The sequence below is a fragment of the Marinobacter sp. B-12 genome (assembly GCF_056857915.1).
On record NZ_JBSXOB010000056.1, the window covers coordinates 14,316 to 34,834 of the forward strand.

Annotated in this window: 21 protein-coding genes and 3 pseudogenes; 10 read left to right on the forward strand and 14 right to left on the reverse strand. The window is 51.6% G+C overall.

Annotated features, from left to right (window positions below):
* Window positions 1–94 precede the first annotated feature (94 nt).
* Window positions 95–265: an antitoxin Xre/MbcA/ParS toxin-binding domain-containing protein gene (locus tag AC13D2_RS11240; RefSeq protein WP_482938617.1), complete on the forward strand. Its 171-nt coding sequence runs from the start codon at window positions 95–97 to the stop codon at window positions 263–265.
* A gap of 254 nt (window positions 266–519) precedes the next feature.
* On the opposite strand, the gene AC13D2_RS11245 is transcribed toward AC13D2_RS11240, so the two are convergent.
* From AC13D2_RS11245 to AC13D2_RS11270, 6 genes are all read right to left on the reverse strand, one after another.
* Complete coding sequence (locus AC13D2_RS11245; RefSeq protein WP_482938634.1) at window positions 520–594, reverse strand: YgjP-like metallopeptidase domain-containing protein; 75 nt, start codon at window positions 592–594, stop codon at window positions 520–522.
* 157 nt (window positions 595–751) lie between these two features.
* Window positions 752–1,642 (reverse strand): MaoC/PaaZ C-terminal domain-containing protein, encoded by an 891-nt coding sequence (locus AC13D2_RS11250; RefSeq protein WP_482938618.1) that lies wholly within the window; start codon window positions 1,640–1,642, stop codon window positions 752–754.
* 14 nt (window positions 1,643–1,656) lie between these two features.
* Window positions 1,657–3,288 (reverse strand): AMP-binding protein, encoded by a 1,632-nt coding sequence (locus AC13D2_RS11255; RefSeq protein ID WP_482938619.1) that lies wholly within the window; start codon window positions 3,286–3,288, stop codon window positions 1,657–1,659.
* A gap of 41 nt (window positions 3,289–3,329) precedes the next feature.
* A complete protein-coding gene (locus tag AC13D2_RS11260; RefSeq protein ID WP_482938620.1) occupies window positions 3,330–4,658 on the reverse strand; it encodes a TRAP transporter large permease in 1,329 nt (442 codons plus the stop codon).
* Window positions 4,658–5,209 carry a TRAP transporter small permease subunit gene (locus AC13D2_RS11265; RefSeq protein ID WP_482938621.1) on the reverse strand — a complete coding sequence of 184 codons (552 nt, stop codon included), beginning with the start codon at window positions 5,207–5,209 and terminating at the stop codon, window positions 4,658–4,660. The genes AC13D2_RS11260 and AC13D2_RS11265 overlap by 1 nt, the downstream gene beginning before the upstream one ends.
* 110 nt (window positions 5,210–5,319) lie before the next feature.
* Complete coding sequence (locus AC13D2_RS11270; RefSeq protein WP_482938622.1) at window positions 5,320–6,408, reverse strand: TRAP transporter substrate-binding protein; 1,089 nt, start codon at window positions 6,406–6,408, stop codon at window positions 5,320–5,322.
* 422 nt (window positions 6,409–6,830) lie between these two features.
* Between AC13D2_RS11270 and AC13D2_RS11275 the strand changes: the two genes are divergently transcribed.
* On the forward strand, window positions 6,831–6,998 hold the full coding sequence (locus tag AC13D2_RS11275) for an IS66 family transposase (protein ID WP_482938623.1): 168 nt from the start codon (window positions 6,831–6,833) through the stop codon (window positions 6,996–6,998).
* 647 nt (window positions 6,999–7,645) lie between these two features.
* Window positions 7,646–7,786 (forward strand): hypothetical protein, encoded by a 141-nt coding sequence (locus AC13D2_RS11280; RefSeq protein WP_482938624.1) that lies wholly within the window; start codon window positions 7,646–7,648, stop codon window positions 7,784–7,786.
* A gap of 6 nt (window positions 7,787–7,792) precedes the next feature.
* On the opposite strand, the gene AC13D2_RS11285 is transcribed toward AC13D2_RS11280, so the two are convergent.
* The 3 genes from AC13D2_RS11285 to AC13D2_RS11295 form a co-directional block, all read right to left on the reverse strand.
* Entirely contained in the window at window positions 7,793–8,014 is a 222-nt protein-coding gene (locus tag AC13D2_RS11285) for a hypothetical protein (RefSeq protein WP_482938625.1), read from the reverse strand.
* Between the two features lie 74 nt (window positions 8,015–8,088).
* Window positions 8,089–8,316 (reverse strand): AMP-binding protein, encoded by a 228-nt coding sequence (locus AC13D2_RS11290; RefSeq protein ID WP_482938626.1) that lies wholly within the window; start codon window positions 8,314–8,316, stop codon window positions 8,089–8,091.
* A gap of 59 nt (window positions 8,317–8,375) precedes the next feature.
* Window positions 8,376–8,516: a hypothetical protein gene (locus tag AC13D2_RS11295; protein ID WP_482938627.1), complete on the reverse strand. Its 141-nt coding sequence runs from the start codon at window positions 8,514–8,516 to the stop codon at window positions 8,376–8,378.
* Between the two features lie 180 nt (window positions 8,517–8,696).
* On the opposite strand from AC13D2_RS11295, the pseudogene AC13D2_RS11300 reads away from it, so the two are divergent.
* The 6 genes and pseudogenes from AC13D2_RS11300 to AC13D2_RS11325 form a co-directional block, all read left to right on the forward strand.
* Window positions 8,697–8,869, forward strand: a pseudogene (locus tag AC13D2_RS11300) (MerR family transcriptional regulator); the annotation flags it as partial.
* Window positions 8,850–8,996, forward strand: a pseudogene (locus tag AC13D2_RS11305) (acyl-CoA dehydrogenase family protein); the annotation flags it as partial. The pseudogenes AC13D2_RS11300 and AC13D2_RS11305, both read left to right, overlap by 20 nt.
* 187 nt (window positions 8,997–9,183) lie before the next feature.
* Complete coding sequence (locus AC13D2_RS11310) at window positions 9,184–10,791, forward strand: carboxyl transferase domain-containing protein (RefSeq protein ID WP_482938628.1); 1,608 nt, start codon at window positions 9,184–9,186, stop codon at window positions 10,789–10,791.
* A gap of 14 nt (window positions 10,792–10,805) precedes the next feature.
* Window positions 10,806–11,612, forward strand: a complete 807-nt coding sequence (locus AC13D2_RS11315) for an enoyl-CoA hydratase-related protein (RefSeq protein ID WP_482938629.1) — start codon at window positions 10,806–10,808, stop codon at window positions 11,610–11,612.
* 1 nt (window position 11,613) lies between these two features.
* Window positions 11,614–13,617, forward strand: a complete 2,004-nt coding sequence (locus AC13D2_RS11320) for an acetyl/propionyl/methylcrotonyl-CoA carboxylase subunit alpha (RefSeq protein WP_482938630.1) — start codon at window positions 11,614–11,616, stop codon at window positions 13,615–13,617.
* Window positions 13,617–14,525: a hydroxymethylglutaryl-CoA lyase gene (locus tag AC13D2_RS11325; RefSeq protein ID WP_482938631.1), complete on the forward strand. Its 909-nt coding sequence runs from the start codon at window positions 13,617–13,619 to the stop codon at window positions 14,523–14,525. Before AC13D2_RS11320 ends, AC13D2_RS11325 begins: the two co-directional genes overlap by 1 nt.
* Window positions 14,526–14,861: 336 nt before the next feature.
* Here the strand turns inward: AC13D2_RS11325 and AC13D2_RS11330 are convergent, their stop codons facing one another.
* The 4 genes and pseudogenes from AC13D2_RS11330 to AC13D2_RS11345 all read right to left on the reverse strand — a co-directional run bounded on the left by AC13D2_RS11330 (window position 14,862) and on the right by AC13D2_RS11345 (window position 17,729).
* Window positions 14,862–15,155: an aldehyde dehydrogenase family protein gene (locus tag AC13D2_RS11330; protein ID WP_482938635.1), complete on the reverse strand. Its 294-nt coding sequence runs from the start codon at window positions 15,153–15,155 to the stop codon at window positions 14,862–14,864.
* Window positions 15,156–15,247: 92 nt separating this feature from the next.
* Window positions 15,248–15,397: pseudogene (locus AC13D2_RS11335) on the reverse strand (aldehyde dehydrogenase family protein); the annotation flags it as partial.
* A 154-nt stretch (window positions 15,398–15,551) separates the two neighbouring features.
* The gene (locus tag AC13D2_RS11340) at window positions 15,552–15,980 is read right to left on the reverse strand and encodes a hypothetical protein (RefSeq protein WP_482938632.1); all 429 of its coding nucleotides are present in this window, start codon (window positions 15,978–15,980) and stop codon (window positions 15,552–15,554) included.
* 27 nt (window positions 15,981–16,007) lie between these two features.
* Window positions 16,008–17,729: a KAP family P-loop NTPase fold protein gene (locus AC13D2_RS11345; RefSeq protein WP_482938633.1), complete on the reverse strand. Its 1,722-nt coding sequence runs from the start codon at window positions 17,727–17,729 to the stop codon at window positions 16,008–16,010.
* 967 nt (window positions 17,730–18,696) lie between these two features.
* Here AC13D2_RS11345 and AC13D2_RS11350 point away from each other — a divergent pair.
* The gene (locus AC13D2_RS11350; RefSeq protein ID WP_258955194.1) at window positions 18,697–19,398 is read left to right on the forward strand and encodes a 2-hydroxychromene-2-carboxylate isomerase; all 702 of its coding nucleotides are present in this window, start codon (window positions 18,697–18,699) and stop codon (window positions 19,396–19,398) included.
* 153 nt (window positions 19,399–19,551) lie between these two features.
* On the opposite strand, the gene AC13D2_RS11355 is transcribed toward AC13D2_RS11350, so the two are convergent.
* On the reverse strand, window positions 19,552–20,517 hold the full coding sequence (locus AC13D2_RS11355; RefSeq protein WP_082040495.1) for a DMT family transporter: 966 nt from the start codon (window positions 20,515–20,517) through the stop codon (window positions 19,552–19,554).
* Window positions 20,518–20,519 lie beyond the last annotated feature (2 nt).

Here is a 20,519-nt window from a genome sequence, read left to right on the forward strand (position 1 = left end):
CAGTGACAGGGTCTGCTGCTCGTTGATGGCGATTCGTACCGGCTTGCTAGACGCATTGACCTGAAAATAGCACTGCTCGGTCTGGCCGCCGCCGATGGTCCCAGTCGAACTTTTCGAGGGCGTTCAGCGGGCCGCTGAACGATGGCTGCCATCATCGCAGCGAGCGCTGGGCAACACACCGCCATTTGGCTTAATGGGGACAGCTGCAGGAATACGAAAAGTGAGGACATTGATCGGCCAGCTTGAGCATGGAGTGGTTCCATAGACCTAGTTGGCTTAAGGGCACCGAATTAATATCAACGATTCATCGTTGGAGTATCGAATATGGCGCCAGCGTCAACAGGCGATCAAGGGAGATGTCGCCGGCTGCCATGGCTAGGTAAGCGGTAACGGCGTTGTCCCGAGTGCTCATGGCCCAGACTTGGAGATCGTAAACGGATACTACCCCGGGCGCACCGCAGCTGAAGTCGTTAGCGGGCTTGCCATTCCGCTATGTTGTCGCAACCGATATCAATGTAATTAAGGGGCGCAGAATCGCTGGCAGTGGTTGTCTTCAACGAGATGACACAGTTCATGGAGCCGCACGTAGCCCATGGCCCGGGTAGGCGCTTTTTGGAGTGCGGGTTCAATAGCACGGTGCCCTCCGGTGAGCACCTCACCGCCGGGTCCGCATTTCAATCATGGGCCGTCTTCCAGCTTCTACAGTGTCGCCCAAAGCGGTACGGATATTCTATGAATCTAGACCCAAAGCTTAATCGTATTCTGCAACGCCTCCATTAAGTGCGACTTTATTATCTCGATTTATAACTATAAACTCTAACTTCCCCTCTCTAATAATACGATATTTTATTAAAACATCGCTTCCGGGAATTACGAAGCCAGTAAATCTTGCACCAAATCTGAAGAATGGCTTTTCAAATTCAGATCTTCCAATTTCCTTAGCAAGAGCCTGAAGGGATTTGGCCCAAGTACAGGTTCCATGGAGAATAATATCATCAAGGCCGGATGCATGCGCAAACTCTCTTTCAGTATGCACAGGGTTCCATATTTGTGAACACTCCGTATAAACATGCGCTTGTCCTTTTGGTATGTTAATAACAACTTCTTTATCAAAATTCGAGTCTTTTAAATGAAAGTTGCTTGGCAAATTTGATTGGCGGCCATTATTAAATTCTTTAGTGGTTAACGGCGTCTTCATGTACATTGATCCAAACCAGCTTTCAGTTAATAACTCACCCCCGTTTCGATCTGACACAGCTAATTTAGTGACTAACAAAGTGCCAGCACTTGTATCACGTGCTTGCACAATACATCCAGAAATAGAGAGATCGTCCCCCGGCCTTACTGGCTTGTAAAAAATACTATCCTGAAATCCATGAACAAATTTATTATAAATATTATGGGAGTCTCTGCCTATTAAGTCCAAATATTCATCTTTTTCAAAAATTGGCCATTCCAAGGCAGCAGAATAACTTAAAGGAGCAACTATTCCTTGAGGTCTATCATCTGAAAGATAAATATCATCGACAGCCCCTATGCCAGCCGCATAGGCCATAGAGTCTCGTTTGGTTACTTTTTTGTCATATTGAATGATAGAGGTTTCTTCATCATTGACAATGATGGGGATTTCTTTAATTTTCATCTCAGTGCCTCGTATCAGAACTTTTCACGGCGGATTTTTATTGAGGAATTGCTGCGATCCCATGTGCCATCTGTAACCCCCTCCTCTCGTATTTTTCTTTTTTCAATTTTTGATGTAGGTGTCTTAGGCAGCTCGCTCATGATCTTGATATATTTTGGAACCATATAGTGGGGCATTCTCTTACTTAAAAACAAAATAAGGTCGTCACAGTTGATTTCAAATCCTTTTTGAGGTACAACTACTATCATAACTTCTTCTTCACCACCATCTCCAGGCACACCGACAGCAGCGGCTTCAAGAATATTTGGATACTCTAAAACTTCGCTTTCCACTTCAAAAGATGAAATATTTTCTCCACGCCGACGTATAGCGTCCTTTACTCGATCAACAAAGTAATAATTCCCCTGCTCATCAATTTTGAACATATCTCCGGTATGGAACCATCCATTTTGCCATGCCTTAGCTGTTGCATCTGGCATTTTGTAGTATCCAGAAAACAAAACCCAAGGCTCATCTGACCTCAATATTAATTCTCCCGGACAGCCAATTGGAACCTCATAATCATTATCATCTACTACTTTTGCGTCATAGCCAGGCAACAATTTACCGCACGCTCCTAGAGCATTCGGATTTAAATCAGAGACTATTGGCGCAGAAATTTCGCTCATATTAAATAACGTATAAACATCAAAACCGAATCGCAGAGTCATTTTAGACGGTTCTTCAGAAAGAGGAATTACCATTACTCTTCGAAGGTAATGGTCCTTGTCTTTTGGAGAAGCTGGAGAACGCATTAAAAATCCAGCCATAGCTCCTAGGAGCAAGCATTGCGTTATCCTCATCGCCTTACAGACGTTAAAAAACTCATCACTACTAAAAGCCTGGACAACTCCAATGGATGAACCTCTCGCGAGCGCACCGGCAACAAATAAAGTTCCCCCGACATGGAAGAGTGGCAAGTTAATTAAAAACCTATCATTAGCATCAACTCCTATCGTGCAATTAAGACCCATAGAGTACAAGTGCATATAGCTAGATATAACTCCTTTAGAAGGGCCGGTTGTACCTGACGTATAGCAAATAGATTGCTCATCCCAAGGTTTCAGCCCCTTGACAGGAGGAGCATAAGTTGAATCAGTTTCAAGAATGTCAAAGGGGACTAGAGATATATCGAACTTTGCGAATTCATCTCGAAATCGCAAAGCATGTTCACTATCAGTTATAATGCACTTAAGCCCATGTGTGCTTTTGAGATCTAGAAGTCTTTCCAGTAAACTAGGGTGAACAAAAGCAATCTTGGCTCCTGAGTTTTCCAAAACATGAGATAACAGATTTCCTTTATATGCAGTGTTTATAGCTACTGAAACACCACCGATCCAATTAATACTGAACCAAGCTTTGAGTGATAGCTCGCCATTGGGCAACCACACAATAACTTTATCACCTTTATTGACTGAAAGACGCTTTAAAGCCAAAGCCGCACTAGAAGCCAATAGAGCCGTACGTCGATAGCTCCATTCTTCTCCACTATCAAATTCAGCAAAATTATCGTTTGGCCTATCGTTGCTTAATTTATCAAGCAAATAGGGCATCACTACATCATTAGGACTAGGCTGTACTTTATTATCCTTAACTACATTTTTCATTTTAAGCCTCCTGTTGCAACTGACTTACTAAGTTTTTTAAATTATCTTAACGAAGGCAGCCAAAGTACTACGCTTGGAAAAAAGTAAACAATTAAAATAGCTAAAACTTGAAGGCAAATAAAAGGGATCGCTCCTTTATAAATAGTAGAGGTTAAAACTGAAGATGGCGAAACACTTCTTAAATAGAAAAGCGCAAAGCCAAATGGTGGGGTTAGAAATGATGTTTGTACAACTAGCGCAACTAAGATTGCATACCATAGCAAATCAATATCCATAAATATGGCTGCTGGCAATATGATTGGAATAACTATAAAAATAATCTCAAAAAAGTCTATAAAGAAGCCCAATATAAAGATCAAGAAAAGTGATACGATTATGAAGCCTACCTGACCACCAGGTATAGCCGCGAAAATATCTCTAATTAGCCAATCGCCATCTAATGCTTTGAATACAATTGCGAAGGCTGTAGCACCTACCAAAATAATCATTATCATACTTGTAATTCGAGATGTTTCTTCCAATGAGCTTTTCAATAACTTAATATTAAACCTTTTATTAGCCATGGATAATAAAAGTGCGCCTACAGCCCCAACAGCTCCAGCTTCCGTCGGTGTTGCAAACCCATAAAAAATACTCCCCAACACTGAAATTATTAAAGCTAAAGGCGGCACTAGAATTTTTATAATACTAAACGCAATCCTGTATATGCTTATACCGGTACTATCTTCTGCTGGAATTCTTGGCATTGATTCTGGCTTAAACCATCCTAGCACAAGGACATATAATATATATAAAATCACGAGTAGTGCTGCTGGAAAAAGAGCAGCTACAAATAAATCATTAATGGACACCCCCATCTGATCCCCTAAAACAATCAATACGATACTCGGAGGCATAATCTGACCAAGCGAACCAGCAGCAATAATTACCCCAGTTGCCGGACTATCGTCATATTCATAACGCAGCATTACTGGTAGGGAAATTAGCCCCATGGCTACTATCGTCGCTCCTATAACACCAGTACTTGCAGCTAATATTCCGCCAATTAATATTACAGCTATAGCAATTCCACCTTTAACTCTGCCAAACAACATGCCTGAAGTAACCAATAAGTCATCAGCAATTTTCGACTTCTGCATTACTAAACCCATGAATATAAAAAAAGGAATAGCAAGAAGCATATAATTTTGCATTATTCCATATATTCTAGAGGGGATGGTCTGCAAAAAAATGAAATTAAATTCGCCTGCTAAAATCCCAACGGTGGACGCAATTATCGTCACCCCTCCCAAAATATACGCAACAGGGAAACCGCTGAATATTAGCATCATCAGCAATAAAAACATCCCTAAACCGAGCCATCCATCCATCAGATCTCTTCCTCGTAATTAACTTTAATGGGGGGGGTATCTGATTTTCCGCACAAAAACAGTACATGCTTCCAAGCCACGTAGCTGGCCTGTAAGAAAACAAACATAAAGGCTATTGGTATGAGAGGCTTAATAATCCATCTTGGAAGGCCTCCAGGATCAGGAGGCCCTTCAAACACAGTAATTGAATTAATAACAAATGGCCATGAAACGTATATTATTAAAAAGCTAAACGGCAGTACGAATAAAGTAAGCCCCAAAACATCGACAAGGCTTTTTATTTTATCACTAAATTTTGAATAGAATATATCTACTCGGACGTTAGAATCGTGGAAAATATTATAGCTTGCTAACATTAAAAAGACTACGCTAAAAATGTACCACTGCAAGTCGATCGCTGCAGACCATGTTAGGTTTGTACCTATGGATCGACCTACATATCGAAGCACTGTCCCAGAAAATGTTAAAATTATCATTAAAAATGTAAGCCATCCCATTGACTTTATCAGGAAGCTATTTATTTTACGTATTGCACTGTGGTTGTCTTTCATGTGGGACCCTCTCTCATCAGCATATAACCAGAATTCATCAAAAAGAATAAGAGGCAACTTCCGAGAGGCTCAAGAAGCTGCCGTAACCATTGCTACTTGCGCTACCGCTGTTATTTGCGATAAGCAAATTGGTCCAGTGGATAGCGAGTTATTCCATGCAATACTCGTAATTCATCCAGAAAGCTTTTCCAATGTCGATAAATTCTATCGAAGTCTTCGTTTTCATCTGAGAACTCATCCATCATCTCAGTATTTACTTTATAAGCAGCTTCAAGAACATCTTCTGGCAAACCTTTCACCTCAACACCATAGTCTCCCTCCATAAGATCTTTAAGAGCAATTCTGTCCTTATTCTGAGACTGGGCGACATGCTCTGCGTGTGTTGCAAGGCTTGCCACTTCAAATGCTGTCTTAAAGTCATCCGGAAGTCCTTCCCACTTGCCTTTATTAACAAATATAGAAAGTGGTGCAGAAGGATGGGTCCAGCAAGGATAATAATAATACTTGGCAACATCATGTAGACCTAAGTTCATATCATCATGAGGCGTATTGAACTGAACTCCGTCGATAACACCTCTCTCCATGGCAGTCAAAATTTCCCCACCTGGAATTGCTTGTGTAGCGGCTCCTAGCCTCTCATAAAGCCTGCCAGCGAGGCCCACAATACGCAGCCTCATACCTTCCAGGTCAGAAAGTGAATTTATTTCTTTATTAAACCATCCTGCCATCTGCGCATTGGTATCACCGACCAAAAAAGATCTCATGTTAAATTTATCATACACTTCCTGCATGAGTTCTCGTCCACCGGCTTTTTCCCACCAAATGCGATGCTGTTCTGCAGTCATACCAAACGGTAAACCGCCATCAATACCAAATGCGCTATTATTGCCGATATAATAGCCGCTCCAACTATGTGCGCACTCCACAGTTCCTGACTGTACAGCGTCAAAAACACCAACGGGAGGAACCAACTCTCCAGCTGAATGAACTCTTATCTCAAATTCACCGTTTGTTAGTTGCAGTAGCTTTTCTGCAAAAATCGTTGCCGAATCTTGTAGAAGCAAATGGCGAGGCCAACTCGTTGGCATGTTCCAACGAATACCGGTGGAAGCTTTAACTATAGTAGGGGCAGATATTGCAGCAGATGCCATACCGACAGCTGCAGTTCCGATAAACTTTCTTCTTGTAAAATCAGCCATTAGTTAGACTCCGTTAATTTTAATGATTAACTGGTGCGATAAACGAGCAGATTAGTTTATGGAATTTAAACAAAAGAGCTCTTTAGCCAAACTAGTCTACCTTTACGTAAACGTCAAGTGCGGATTGAGTAGTGGATCGATGAATCTGGCCCCCAACGTCGATGATCTTATCGGACCGTAAGCGAGGTGTCTGGTGACCAGGAAAATACGAACTGACTCTCAGCTTAGGTCCGTTCCTAGCCGAATCAGAGGCTTTACCCTATGTCGATGACGAGACGGAGCCAGACAACCACTACAAAGAGATCTTGCCGACACTTTCTACCGAGCTCATTTCGCCCCACCTGGTGTAGTAGGTGCGATGACTGGTTTCGTCCTGACGAGCTTTACTTCGTATTCGAAAGTTTCGGCGTTTTAAACTCAAATTGCTTACTGCCCATATCGAACAGGTGCTGAGCAATCAGTTCAGTGGCACCCTGATCAGCGACGGCTATGCGGCCTATGACCGGTATGCTGAACAACAAGCCGGCATCACAAACGCCCCATGCTGGGTTCATTATCCCGTGTCGAATTTTATCTGGAGTGGACTCTGAAGATGCCAGTTCTCATGCGGTAATGGGGTTGCCTTCACACAGGATAAAACTACCGCTCGCTGTAGCGGCGCCAGGAAGACGAGCAAGCTGGGAATGGGCTATCACGGTTTTGCGTTCTGAGGAAACAGGAACCGCCGAGAGGTTGAAATGGCGATGACCTTCCGGATAGTAACAGCGCGGTATCCATATACCGGCAGGTGTTACACGATTGTAGGTGCCGTGTCTGGAAAACGAGCAGCCGCCTTGCGGATGCGGCAGCTTGGCAATCTCGCCATGCGCCACTCTTGAGCCGCCACATAGGCTTCGCCTGAGTGGGATGTCTCGAATCGGAGTTGCATTTGATGCCTGTATCATAGAACTCTAACTGGTATTTTTTCCCGGCAAACACTGCTATGCAGCTCCCACTGGCCCTATAGTTTGATGCTTTACTCCGGATAAAAATCAACTCGGGATAATGGGCCTTATGCGGACCTTCGGATAAGGCCCACAGCCGGCGCTACTTTATCGAGGCACAGAAGGATCACCGGGAGAAAGCCACCGAGGCATTTTTGCGGATCGCAACGTTGTAAAAAATCGAAGAGGTCATCAAAGCTTAGGGGCTGTCCGGCGAGAAGAAACGCCAGTACCGCCTGGAGCTCACCGGGCGGGTGGTCAGCGACTTCTTCCAGTGGTGCCGGGTTCAGATGAAACAGGGCGACCTGCTGCCCAGCGATCCGCTGGCCAAAGCGCTGAACTACGTGCTAAGCCGAAAAACGAGCCTGACGGTGCCCTGGAAGACCCGGACGTAAAGCCAGTCACCAACCACCTGAAGCGGTGACCTGACCTTGACCCAGAATTCTTAACCGTTTAAAACTGGAAAATCCGGCATGATAGACCCTTGAACAGGAGATCATGCCGAATAGCGATCCCGTTGCACCGATGAGCAGATCGCTTTCGCCCTGAAGCAAGCGGAGTTTGACACCCCGATCCCCGAGGTATGACGCAAGATCGGCAATTCCGACGCCACCTTTTGCCATTCGAATTCCGGCTCACCCCTGGTCAGGAAATCCTCGTAGTCCAGATCAATCACCTGGGCGTCACCACAAACAAGTTAGAGATAGTTAACATCAACCAGCTTCAGTGGGTTATAGAGCTGGCTGACGGGTTGCTTGATGACCTCACCGTATTCCCGGTCTGCAATCAACACCCTAGCCTCGCCTTGCTCCAGCATAAAGGCAATGGCTTCGGCATCCAGTCGGGTAGTCAGTGCATTCTGCACCCCGCCCAGCACGGGAACACCAAAGTGGTATTCCAGCATGTCGGGAATATTCGGCAGCATCGTATCCCCTTTGCCGAAAGCGCGGAGGCAAGGCGACGGCAACGTTCATAGGTCTCCCGCTAGTTACTGCGCGTTTCGCCATAAATCACCGCCGGGTATTCCGAATACACACTGGCCGTAAGCACCAGGAAATCCAGCGGTTTCAGGGTCGCGTGGTTTGCATCGGTGGGCTCGAGGCCCTGATCAAAGATCGAAACCATACGGATCTCCAAGTGTTGTTGTTCTGGATTGGTACCGTGTGCCCATGACTATAGGGCAACGGACCAGTTTTGACATTTTCACCATACCTTGAAAAATTTTTTCCTACTATCCGAACTCAACCCATAAATTATTTGACGTTTACGTAAACTGAAACTAGCATAAAGCTAAAAGGAAGCGCTATGGGCATCAAGAAAACTTACAACATTAATGAGCTCGCCAAGGAGTTCGATGTCACTACGCGAAGCGTACGTTTTTACGAAGATCAGGGCCTGATCCACCCCACTCGGCGCGGACAGACCGCTTCTTCAGAGCTAAAGACCGGGTACGGCTGAAGCTTCCAGTTGTTGGGCGGTAACGGCTACATCAACGAATACCCGACAGGCCGTCTGTTGCGTGACGCCAAACTGTACGAAATCGGAGCCGGCACGTCCGAAATCCGCCGGATGCTGATCGGTCGTGAGCTGTACCTGAACAAATAAGGGCGCTAGCTGCAGTAATGTCGGCAGCCAGCACCCATGCATATCGAGGCGCTGGTGGATGGGGCTTCCGGAACCGTAAAAAACAGGGATGTTTTTTGAGAGCCTACAGGGACGTATTCACGGCGTGTTTCGGAAGCCCCATCCACCAGTGCCGAGGCACGGACAAAGAGGCACGGACTAAAAAGCTATGACAATACTCCAAAGCAAAATAAACCCAAGGTCCGAAGAGTTCCAGGCCAACCAGGAATCCATGGCAAAAGCCGTGGCAGACCTGTGGGACAAAGTCGCCACCATCCAGCAAGGCGGCGGCCCCTCCTACCAGGAACGCCACATCGCCCGCGGCAAACTGCTACCCAGAGAGCGCATCAACCGCCTGCTGGACGACGGCTCCCCCTTCCTGGAAGTGGGCCAGTTCGCTGCCTACAACGTCTACGATGAAGAAGTTCCCGCCGCAGGCGTGGTCGCCGGCGTAGGCCGCGTCTCCGGCACCGAGTGCATGATCATCGCCAACGACGCCACCGTAAAAGGCGGCAGCTACTACCCTCTGACGGTGAAAAAACACCTGCGCGCCCAGGAAATCGCCCTGCAGAACCGCCTGCCCTGTATTTACCTGGTGGATTCCGGCGGCGCCAACCTGCCCAGACAGGACGAAGTCTTCCCGGACCGCGACCACTTCGGCCGCATCTTCTTCAATCAGGCCCGCATGTCAGCCGACGACATCCCCCAGATCGCCGTCGTCATGGGTCTGTGCACCGCCGGCGGTGCCTACGTACCCGCCATGGCCGACGAATCCATCATCGTGCGCAACCAGGGCACCATCTTCCTGGCCGGTCCGTCGCTGGTGAAAGCCGCCACCGGTGAAGTGGTCAGCGCCGAAGACCTGGGTGGCGCCGACGTGCACTGCAAAGTCTCCGGCGTTGCCGACCACTACGCCGAAAACGACGCCCACGCCCTGGAAATCGCCCGGCGCTGCATCTCCAACCTCAACCGCCGCAAACCGGCCGACGTAGAGATCCGCAAGCCCAAGGCCCCGCTGTTTGACGCGGAGGAAATCTACGGCATCGTCGGTACCGATTTGCGCAAGCAGTTCGACGTGCGCGACGTCATCGCCCGCATCGTCGACGGCTCCGAATTCGACGAATTCAAACGCTACTACGGCCAGACCCTGGTGACCGGCTTCGCCCATATTCACGGCTACCCGGTGGGCATCATCGCCAACAACGGCATCCTGTTCAGCGAGTCCGCTCAGAAAGGCGCGCATTTTATTGAGCTGTGCTGCCAGCGCAACATCCCGCTGCTGTTCCTGCAGAACATCACCGGCTTCATGGTGGGCCAGAAGCACGAAGCCGAAGGCATCGCCAAGCACGGCGCCAAGATGGTCATGGCCGTGGCCTGCGCCGAAGTGCCCAAGATCACCGTACTGATCGGCGGCTCTTTTGGAGCGGGTAACTACGGCATGTGCGGCCGTGCCTACAGCCCCGATTTCCTGTGGATGTGGCCCAATGCCCGCATCTCGGTGATGGGTGGCGAACAGGCCGCCGGCGTGCTGGCAACCGTCAAGCGTGAAGGTCTGGAGCGCAAAGGCCAGGAGTGGAGCAGCGAAGAAGAAGCCGAGTTCAAGAAACCCATCGTCGACTCCTACGAGCACCAGGGCCACCCCTACTACGCCAGCGCCCGCCTGTGGGACGACGGCGTGATCGACCCGGCCCAGACCCGGGAAGTGGTTGCCCTCAGCCTGTCCGCCACCCTCAACCGCCCGGCCAAGCCAACACGCTTCGGCGTGTTCCGCATGTAACGGAGGAGAACTCCATGACCGAACAGGAAAACGCAGTTCTGCTCAATCGCCGCAGCGCCGGGGTCACCGAAGTGGTGCTGAACCGCCCGGACAAACGCAACGCCTTCGATGACGTGATCATCCAGCAACTGATCAACGCGCTGGAAGACGTGAACACCGATGACAGCACCAGCGTTGTCATCCTCCGCTCCGAAGGAAAACACTTCTCCGCGGGGGCGGACCTGGGCTGGATGCGCCGCATGGCGAACAACACCCGCCAGGAAAACCTGGACGACTCGCGGGAACTGGCGCGGCTGATGAACGTGCTGAACCACCTGTCCAAGCCGGTGATCGGCCTGGTACAGGGCGCGGCCTTCGGCGGTGCCGTCGGCCTGGCCGCCTGCTGCGACATCGTGCTGGCCACCGAAAAAGCCAGCTTCTGCCTGAGCGAAGTTAAACTCGGCCTGATACCCGCGGTGATCAGCCCCTATGTGGTACGCGCCATTGGCGAACGCCAGGCCCGCCGCTATTTCATCACCGCCGAAATCTTCACGGCGCAGCAAGCCGAACACTTCGGCCTGGTGCACGAAGTGTGTGAAGACGTGGACGCCATGGAACGCCGCTGCAACGAACTGCTGCTGCAGCTTGCACTGAATGGTCCCGAAGCCATGCAGGCCGCCAAGGGCCTGGTGTTTGCGGTCAGCCAGAAGGTCATCGGCGAAGACGTCATCGAAGAAACAGCCCAGCGCATCGCCGACATTCGGGTGGGCGAAGAGGGACAGGAAGGCCTGAGTGCTTTCCTGAACAAACGCCGCGCCAACTGGATTCCGGAGAGCGAATAATATGTTCAGTAAAATTCTCATAGCCAACCGCGGCGAAATCGCCTGCCGGATCATACAGACCGCCCACCGCATGGGCATTCGTGTGGTTGCTGTCTACTCAGACGCCGACGCCGACGCCCGGCACGTGGCCATGGCCGACGAAGCCTTTAACATCGGCCCGGCCGCCAGCTCCGAGAGTTACCTGAAAGCCGACACGATCATCAAAGTGGCAAAAGAATCCGGCGCCCAGGCCATCCATCCGGGCTACGGTTTCCTGTCGGAAAACACCCAGTTCGCCGAAGCCTGTGAAGCCAACGACATCGTGTTCATCGGCCCGCCCTCTTCCGCCATTGCCGCCATGGGCTCCAAATCCGCCGCCAAGGCGATTATGGAAAAAGCCGGCGTACCACTGGTACCCGGCTACCATGGTGATGACCAGGCCCCGGAAACCCTGCGCAAAGAAGCCGAAAAATGCGGCTTCCCGCTGCTGCTGAAAGCCGTCGCCGGCGGTGGTGGCAAGGGCATGCGCGTCGTGGAACGCATGGAAGAGTTTGACGACGCCCTGGCCGCTGCCAAACGGGAATCGAAGAACGCCTTCGGTAACCCGGACATGCTCATCGAACGCTACCTGACCCAGCCACGCCACGTGGAAATCCAGGTGTTCTGCGACAAGAGCGGCAAGGGCGTGTACCTGGCCGAGCGGGACTGTTCCGTGCAGCGCCGCCACCAGAAAGTGCTGGAAGAAGCCCCCGCCCCGGGCCTGAGTGACGACACCCGCAAAGCCATGGGTGAGGCCGCCGTCAAAGCCGCCCAGGCCATCAATTACGTGGGCGCCGGCACCGTGGAATTCCTCTACGACGTGGACGGCTCTTTCTTCTTCATGGAGATGAACACCCGCCTGCAGGTCGAGCACCCGGTTACCGAAATGGTCACCGGCCAGGACCTGGTGGAATGGCAGCTGAAAGTGGCCTGGGGCGAGCCCCTGCCCCTGGAACAGTCCCAGGTGAAAACCCGGGGCCACGCCCTGGAAGCGCGCATCTACGCCGAAGACCCGGACCAGGACTTCCTGCCCGCCACCGGCAACCTGCGCTACCTGAGTACTCCTGATGAAAGCGCGCATGTGCGGGTGGATACAGGCGTCACCGAAGGCGACGACATCAGCATCCACTACGACCCGATGATTGCCAAACTCATCGTGTGGGACGAAACCCGCGACCAGGCCATCAACCGCCTGGTGCAGGCCCTGGAGCATTACCGCATCGCCGGCGTGAAAACCAACATCCGCTTCCTCCACGCCCTGGCCGACGCCCAGCCGTTCCGGGAAGCTGAGCTCACCACCGGCTTTATCGACGACCACCGGGAGCTGCTGTTCCCGAAATCCCGGCTCGACACCCACAAGGCGCTGGTCCTGGCCGCCGGCTTCGTGCTGGAACAGCGCAAGTCCCGGGAAGTGATCAGCACCGACCCCTGGTCGCCATTCGGCCGCCAGAACAGCTGGCGCATGAACTCCGAATACGCCCAGCCCCTGCAACTGCAGGTAGGTGACGACATCCACGAACTCAAGGTGCTAGAGCGAGACGACCGCTACCAGGTGTTCGTCGGCGGCAGCGTGTACAACCTCACCGCCCGCCTGGACGACGACTACCTGCAGGCGGTCATCAACGGCCACCGCATCAGCATCCATGGCAACCTGCACAACGACCAGCTGGTACTTTTCTACGAGGGTGACACCTTCCAGTGCACCGTTTATCGTGAAACCTATGGCTTCGAAGAAATGGCCGGCGAAGGCAGCCTGGCTGCCCCCATGAACGGTGCCATCGTCGCGGTACAGGCCAAAGTGGGCGACACCGTCACCGCCGGCCAGAGCCTGGTGATCATGGAAGCCATGAAAATGGAACACGCCATCAAGGCCCCGGCCGACGGCGTGGTCACCGACATCTTTTTCGCCGAAGGTGACCAGGTCTCCGAAGGGGCCGAGCTGATTGCGATTGAAGTCACTGCAGACGAGGAAGAGGAGGCAGGCTGATGGCCTTCCCAAAACAGGTAAGACTGGTTGAAATGAGCCCCCGCGACGGCCTGCAAAATGAGCCCGGCGAGGTCATTGCAACCCACATCAAAACCGAACTGATCGACCGGCTGGCCGACTGTGGCCTCAACCACATCGAATCCGCCAGCTTTGTGTCGCCGAAATGGGTACCACAAATGGGTGACGCCGCCGATGTGATGGCCGGCATCAAACGCAAACAAGGCGTGCGCTACTCCGTACTCACCCCCAACCTCAAGGGCTTCGAAAACGCCCTGGCGGCGGGGGCCCACGAAGTCGCCGTCTTCGGTGCTGCGTCCGAGTCCTTCAGCCAGAAAAACATCAACTGCTCCATCGCCGAAAGCCTCGAACGCTTCCTGCCGGTGATGGAAGCGGCAAAACAACACCACATACCGGTACGCGGCTACGTCTCCACCGTCCTCGGCTGCCCCTACGAAGGCGACATCGCCCCCGAACAGGTCGCCAAGGTAGCGAAGGCCCTGGCCGAAATGGGCTGCTACGAAATCTCCCTCGGCGACACCATCGGCGTGGGCACCCCATTGAAAGCCAAACGCATGCTCGAAGCCGTCTCCGCCGAAGTGCCCATCGAAAAACTGGCCGCTCACTTCCACGACACCTACGGCCAGGCTTTGGCCAATCTCTACGCGGTACTGGAAGAGGGTATAGCTGTCATCGACTCATCCGTAGCCGGCCTCGGCGGCTGCCCCTACGCCAAGGGCGCGTCGGGCAACGTAGCCACCGAAGACGTGCTATACCTTCTGAACGGATTGGGAATAGAAACCGGCGTCGATCTGGACAAATTAGTAGCAACCGGCGAATGGATCAGCACCCAGTTAAAACGCCACAACGGCTCAAAAGTAGGCCAGGCCCTAGGCGGTAACTGCGCATGATCAAGTGGGGAGCGGGCCTGTCTGTCCGGGACCGTAAAAAACAGGGATGTTTTTTACGAGCCTACATGGACGTATTTACGGCGTGTCCCGGAACGCCATGCTCGCAACCCGCGCCGTAAACGTTTTACGGGCTAGGCATTCCATTATAAAAAGTGTGGCACAAATTTAGCCAACTTATATTATGCATACTCCTCGTAAGCTCCCTCAGGAATACTGGATCGTAGCCTATAAACCGAAAGCAACATCAGCATGGACCGCCCCTACCCGACATCAAATATTTATCTTAACAGCCACATTTTTTAGTTGTAGGTAACTCCTAAGCCCTCAATTCCCTTTTCACGCCCAAACCCACTCTTCCTGTAGCCCCGAAAGGCAGCTCAACACCATCCCAGCTCCATAACTATTAATATAAACCTGACCAGCCTTGATCTTGGTTGCCAAGTAATGCGCCTTATTGATATCCCCTGTCCAAACTTCAGTCAACAATCCATATTCCGTACTATTGGCGATAGTAAGCGCTTCACGCAAGTTCGAAAAGGAAAGAACCGAGAGTACTGAGCCGAAGACTTCTTCACAAGTCACACGGTTTGCCGATAAAACACCATCAATTACGGGTGGGCTTGAAAAAATATACTTTCCCTAACTCGCCTTCTGCCCACTGATCGCCACCGATTAGGATGTTCAGGCCCTCCGCCTTGGCGACCTGCACGTAGTCAAGAATTCTATCCAATTGTTTTTTTCGATATAACTGGACCAATATCCGGATTATCGATACTAGGCCCAATTGTGAGCCGCTGCATCTTTTGTATAACTTTCTCCACAAACTCATCATGAATAGATGATTCCACAATCAAGCGGGAGCCCGCCGAGTAGGTTTGCCCAGATCAAACCCGTTACGACGCCGCAACGGCGCGACGGGAGCGCTCGATCTGAACCGAAAACGCCATGCTTTCGACTAGGCTCGCCTGCAACACCTTTGACGCTGCCATTTCGGAGTATGAAGATGTGTTTCATTTAAGGGGCCAACTATCGCTCAACCATATCGACTCCCAAACGAATGCTCTCCAGGATCGAGCTGCTGCGACTACCCAGCGATCGATGGTCCTTCACAATAAGTTCAAGACGCTTTTTGGCCGCTTCTGGATCGATAACGACGGTGAGGACTGAGTGGCGCACAACATTCACCTGCCCGCGGTTCGCATCATCCACTGTCTCAACCATGGCTTCGAGAATAGAGACGAAGTCCTCGTCGCTTTTTGTGCCCTCGATGAACAAGGCTCGTGACTTGTCGCCATGCCCGAGCAGCAGCCAACAGTCGAGAAGGAAAAGCGGGCGCCTGGTATCAAAGACCTGCTTCCAAGTCATGCCGTCGAGGCGTGACTCGAACGCTTCGCAGGCTGTTTGCAGCGCCCATGCCGGAAGGTAGTTGCCTGAGCGCGCCCCGTCTTTGACCAAGAGATCCCATCTCAGAGTGTATGTAAGTCAGCAGATCGTAGAGCCGTCTTTGAAGGCAGAGTCGATCGCGGAACGGAACCAGTTTCCTGGATTAGAGCTAGCGAGAAATCCTAGGGCCTTTCCTGCATAGTACCAGTCATCCGGCCTCTCATGCATCGTCCATTCGGCCGGCGCGCATTGATCCATTGTTTTCGCCAACGCCACAATAAAAACCTTCGCCTCGTCGTGGTCCAGGCTCCCGAAAGATTGCCTCTCGATCCGCTTTAACACTTCCCTACCCTTCGTCGTCCCGTCGTAGAACGTAGGTTCTTCAAACCATCTTTGAAGTAGGTCGGACGCTTCTTCTCCCTTGGTTCTCAGGGCGTCTCGCAGGGCATCAAAGTCGTCCTTCTGAGGCGCCCCTTTTGGTGCGGCTAGAGCGAAATACAGCCGATAGTAATCCGGACTTGCCAGCCGTTTACCGGACGCCGCTGATGCGAGTGCCGCCTCCTGCATGCTAAAGCGAAGCGAATTGAGTTCGTCTATCTTTGACGAGTCCGTCGACAACTTGATAGTAAACTTCGGGGCCAAAGCAACCACGTCACGAGGTATCTCCGCAAGCGTTAATCCTTCGGTAAGGAGCGCTTTTCTCATATCCTCAAGAATCTGTTTCTCTCGCTCTGGCGAGGTCCTCCTGTTGAAGCTTATTTGGAGCTCGGCGAAGTAGGCGCAAAGCGTCTCGATCGCCTGATAAAGCGCTGGATTCGAGTTTTTAATGAGCTGCAGCCCGCAAAGATCCACAAAGTCGGCGCGGCCACGCAACGCAGGCCAAAGAAAGCGAACGGCGTCTAGAACTCGATTCACGTCGCGCGGCGTCCGAAGCCGGTGCGTCGAATAATCAAGCTGTATCGGGAGTCGTTCAGCCGAGCTGGGATCTATGCCATCCCATATCTCAGCCAGTCCAGACTCCAGCATACGACGGAGCGCAAACGGCTCAGATTCTGGAACCAGCACGGGGATCTGGACGATTTTGGCAAGATAGGCGCGCCCATCTCCTGCCTTCGTCTCACAGGTAATTGCTTCGGAGACCACTGCCGCGTCATAGCAAAGTACATAGACAAGGTTTGGGAAGTCAGCCACGGAACGCACCAGCCTAAGAACCTCGATGATCTCACTTGGCTCAAGACGATCTACGTCATCGATAAAAACGACGATGCGCGTAGAAAATTTTGCGAGAGCCGTACTTATCTCATCCTTCACAACCAAGAGCGGCTCAGCGCCCTTGCCGAGCTCGCCGAGCTTTGCGAGCTGCTGCATAAAAGTTTCGACTTGTGTTGCCCCAGGTACACCGACCAGACCAGACAGCTTCACTAGCGGAGCTAACCGCCCAAATCGAGCCGAGTAACCTAGTAGCTTGTTGAGCACATTGTCGACCTCATTTTTCCGAACGGCACCGCCGTTATCACAGTGCAGCTCGATTACACTGCGCAAATCAGCGAAGAAAGCGTCCAAGAGCTCGTCGCGGTTCCCGACGAGCCAGGGTCGAAAGTCAAAACAAACCGCGCCTTGCCGTTTACTCAGCTCCCGTTTCGTCAGTCCTACCAAGTGCGACTTTCCTGACCCCCACGTACCCTCAAGCCCGAGTACGATGCCCCCAGCGACCGCAGGGTCGATGAGCACATCCGCCAGCCGGCCTGCGATATCAGTAAACCCAAGAAGATCCTGCCCTGTCTCGCCAAGATTGTCTTGCAGCCTATAGTTTCCAACCATGATACCGACCCTCCTTGAGTACCCCGGCAAATTAATTTTTGCTCAGCCTTCGAATAAGCGCGTGATGCCCTTCTTATAGCTTGGTCGAAAAAGCAAAAACAGGCCTGATTTTTTCGCCCATGGCATCGGCATGCTTGGAGATAATGTACCGCCATAAAAGTATAGCTCCATGGATGGGGCACCGATTACAAACTCAACGAAAACGTTTCACTAGGTAACCCAATGGCATCAGAAAGCCAGTCCAGCAAAACCGGCGAGCCGGCTCTACCGTTAACTCGCGAATACGATTAGAAGAGGCCAACGACCTCGTCGCTGTCCGATTTCGGGACACTCGAAACCTAACAGTTGCGGACGAGCCATGGGAGCGTAAACTACGCATCACCAAGGCCAAAAGCCGGTTTGGGGCACCGATCAAATGTCCTGTTCCCGGACATCCAAACCCTATCAGTCTTGTGCCAAAAATCGGCGTTAATCGGTCAAAATGCTGTTTTATCGTGATTTTTTATAGTGTTAAATTTTAGAGTAACTAATTGATCATGCGGATTTTTGGTCGATTATCCCCACTTGCTACCGGGTAGCAGCGGCGCCCTCCGGAGGCAAAGGTCTCAGGTTCGAATCCTGACGGGCGGGCCATTTTCATGAAAAATCAGTAAGTTACACCTCCCGCCTTTAATCATCTTCAAGATTCAAATTTACTCCCTTTCAAATTTCAACCTAGGCAATGACATTCATCCTGGTTCTGGTGTAATACCCCCAGAAACTGATTCTATGGCCAAATTGTGTCCATGGTGCATCCACTCAATTGAAGAAGCTCCTTTCAGCAAGAAAACTCTGTGTAGTGGTCAACTAATTTCGGAAAGTATTTCAAGACTGTCCGCAACAGACGAAAAACTCTTATCAGTGGTGCAAATGTTTTGGGTGCTTGGTAGCGAACTGTTTGGTGCAAAAGAGCCCCTATGATGCCCTCGTGGATGACGGCCGAACTTTATTGAGTGACCACTCAATAAAAGCTAAAGTACCGGGCAGTCATAAAAATCCAAGAATCACTGATCAGGAGTCAACAGCAATGAGCCCCACCATTGATTATTACTTCAGCTGCCTTTCACCGTTTACCTACCTGGGACATAAGGCTTTCCTTGAAACCGCAGAACAGGCGAAAGCCAGCATCAACTTCAAGCCAATAAGGCTGCCAAAGGTGTTCGCCAACTCGGGCGCGAAACCGCTACCCGAACGCCCGGCATGCCGCCAAGAGTACCGCCTGCTTGAAATCCAACGATGGGCAAAAAAACGCGGCTTGTCCGTCAACCTCAAACCAGCGTATTTTCCCGCAGACCCGAGTCTGGCTGACGGTTGTGTCATTGCCCTCCAAGCGACAGGCCAGAATCCTGGAAATTTTGTGCAGAGAGTGCTGGCAGCCTGTTGGGCAGAGGAGAAGAACATCGCGGATGAAGCGGTAATTCGTGACATCCTGAACACCCTTGAACTGGATGCAGAAGGCCTGCTTGAAGCGGCCCGGTCATCAGACGTTACTGAACAGTACGACCGTCATACCGACGAAGCGATTGGCGATGGGATTCTCGGAGCTCCGGCCTATGTGTTGGATGGCGAACAGTTCTGGGGCCAGGATCGAGTTGAACTATTGTCCGAAACCATGGCTTCAAAAGCCTAATTGCGCGACCGCCTATTACCATCCTCTGGCGGGCCGGAGCCAATAACGACGTTCCGCGCCAGAGGTATCCAACGACGATCGCGACAAAATTTCCGAACGTCGGGATTGGGTCGATCGGCCCCTCAGCGACGCTGGGGGGGTACCCAGACTTTTTTAATTAATTCCATTCTGATAAGCAATATTCCGCGCGCGCTGAGCCTGTCGTCGATCCGCTAGCCCGACCACCAGAATTCCCAGACCAACCAAGCAGAACCCGAAAATATCCGAGCCGCTCGGCTGTTCATTCAGAACAACGGCAGATGAGAGCAGCCCAACCGCTGGAACCGCGGCGGAACTCAGCGACATGGTCACTGCGGGTAAAGACCGGATGGCACCGACCTGAGCTGCAACGCAAAGGCCCGATGCAATGGCGCCGCTGAAGAAGATGTTCACCAGAAAAGCTGGCTCCCATCGGATGGTAGCAAGGTCTTCCACGAAAAGGGCCAAGGGTACCAATAGCAGCAATGACGAAAGCAGTTGCCAGGGTATCAGCGACAGCACATCCCCGCGCCACTGATGCCGACGGACATGAATCAGTCCTGCCGTCCAGACAATCGTCGCCAGAACGATCAATCCGCCCCCGGTCACCATCCCTTCAGCGTGCCAGTCGACGGTCAGTGGATTAAATATAGCCAGCAGTCCAGCGAGTCCAAATCCGGCACCCAATGCCCTGAACAAGGTTAAGCGCTCGCCGAGGAACAAGGCGGCTGCCGGCACCACCCAGATTGGTGAAGTATAGGCCAGAATCGCCGCCCGACCGGCGGGCATATACTGCATGCCAAAGGTCACCAAGGTGATAAACCCCATGTTCTGAAGAATGCCCACGGAGAAAACCACCGGTATGTCCGCCCGGTGCGGCATCCGGAGAATGCCCATCATTCGCGCAATCAAGAACATGGTGAGGGTCCCGAGGACCATCCTCAAGGTCGTGTACAACAGCGGCGGGCTGTAGGCCAGGCCTATCTTCATGATGGGAAAATTAATCCCCCAGGCCAGTGCGGTAAAGGCCACCAGCAGGTACCCGTTGCGCCAAGCATAGCCGGCACCCGATGCAGGCATTACCGAAGTAGACCGCGACATGG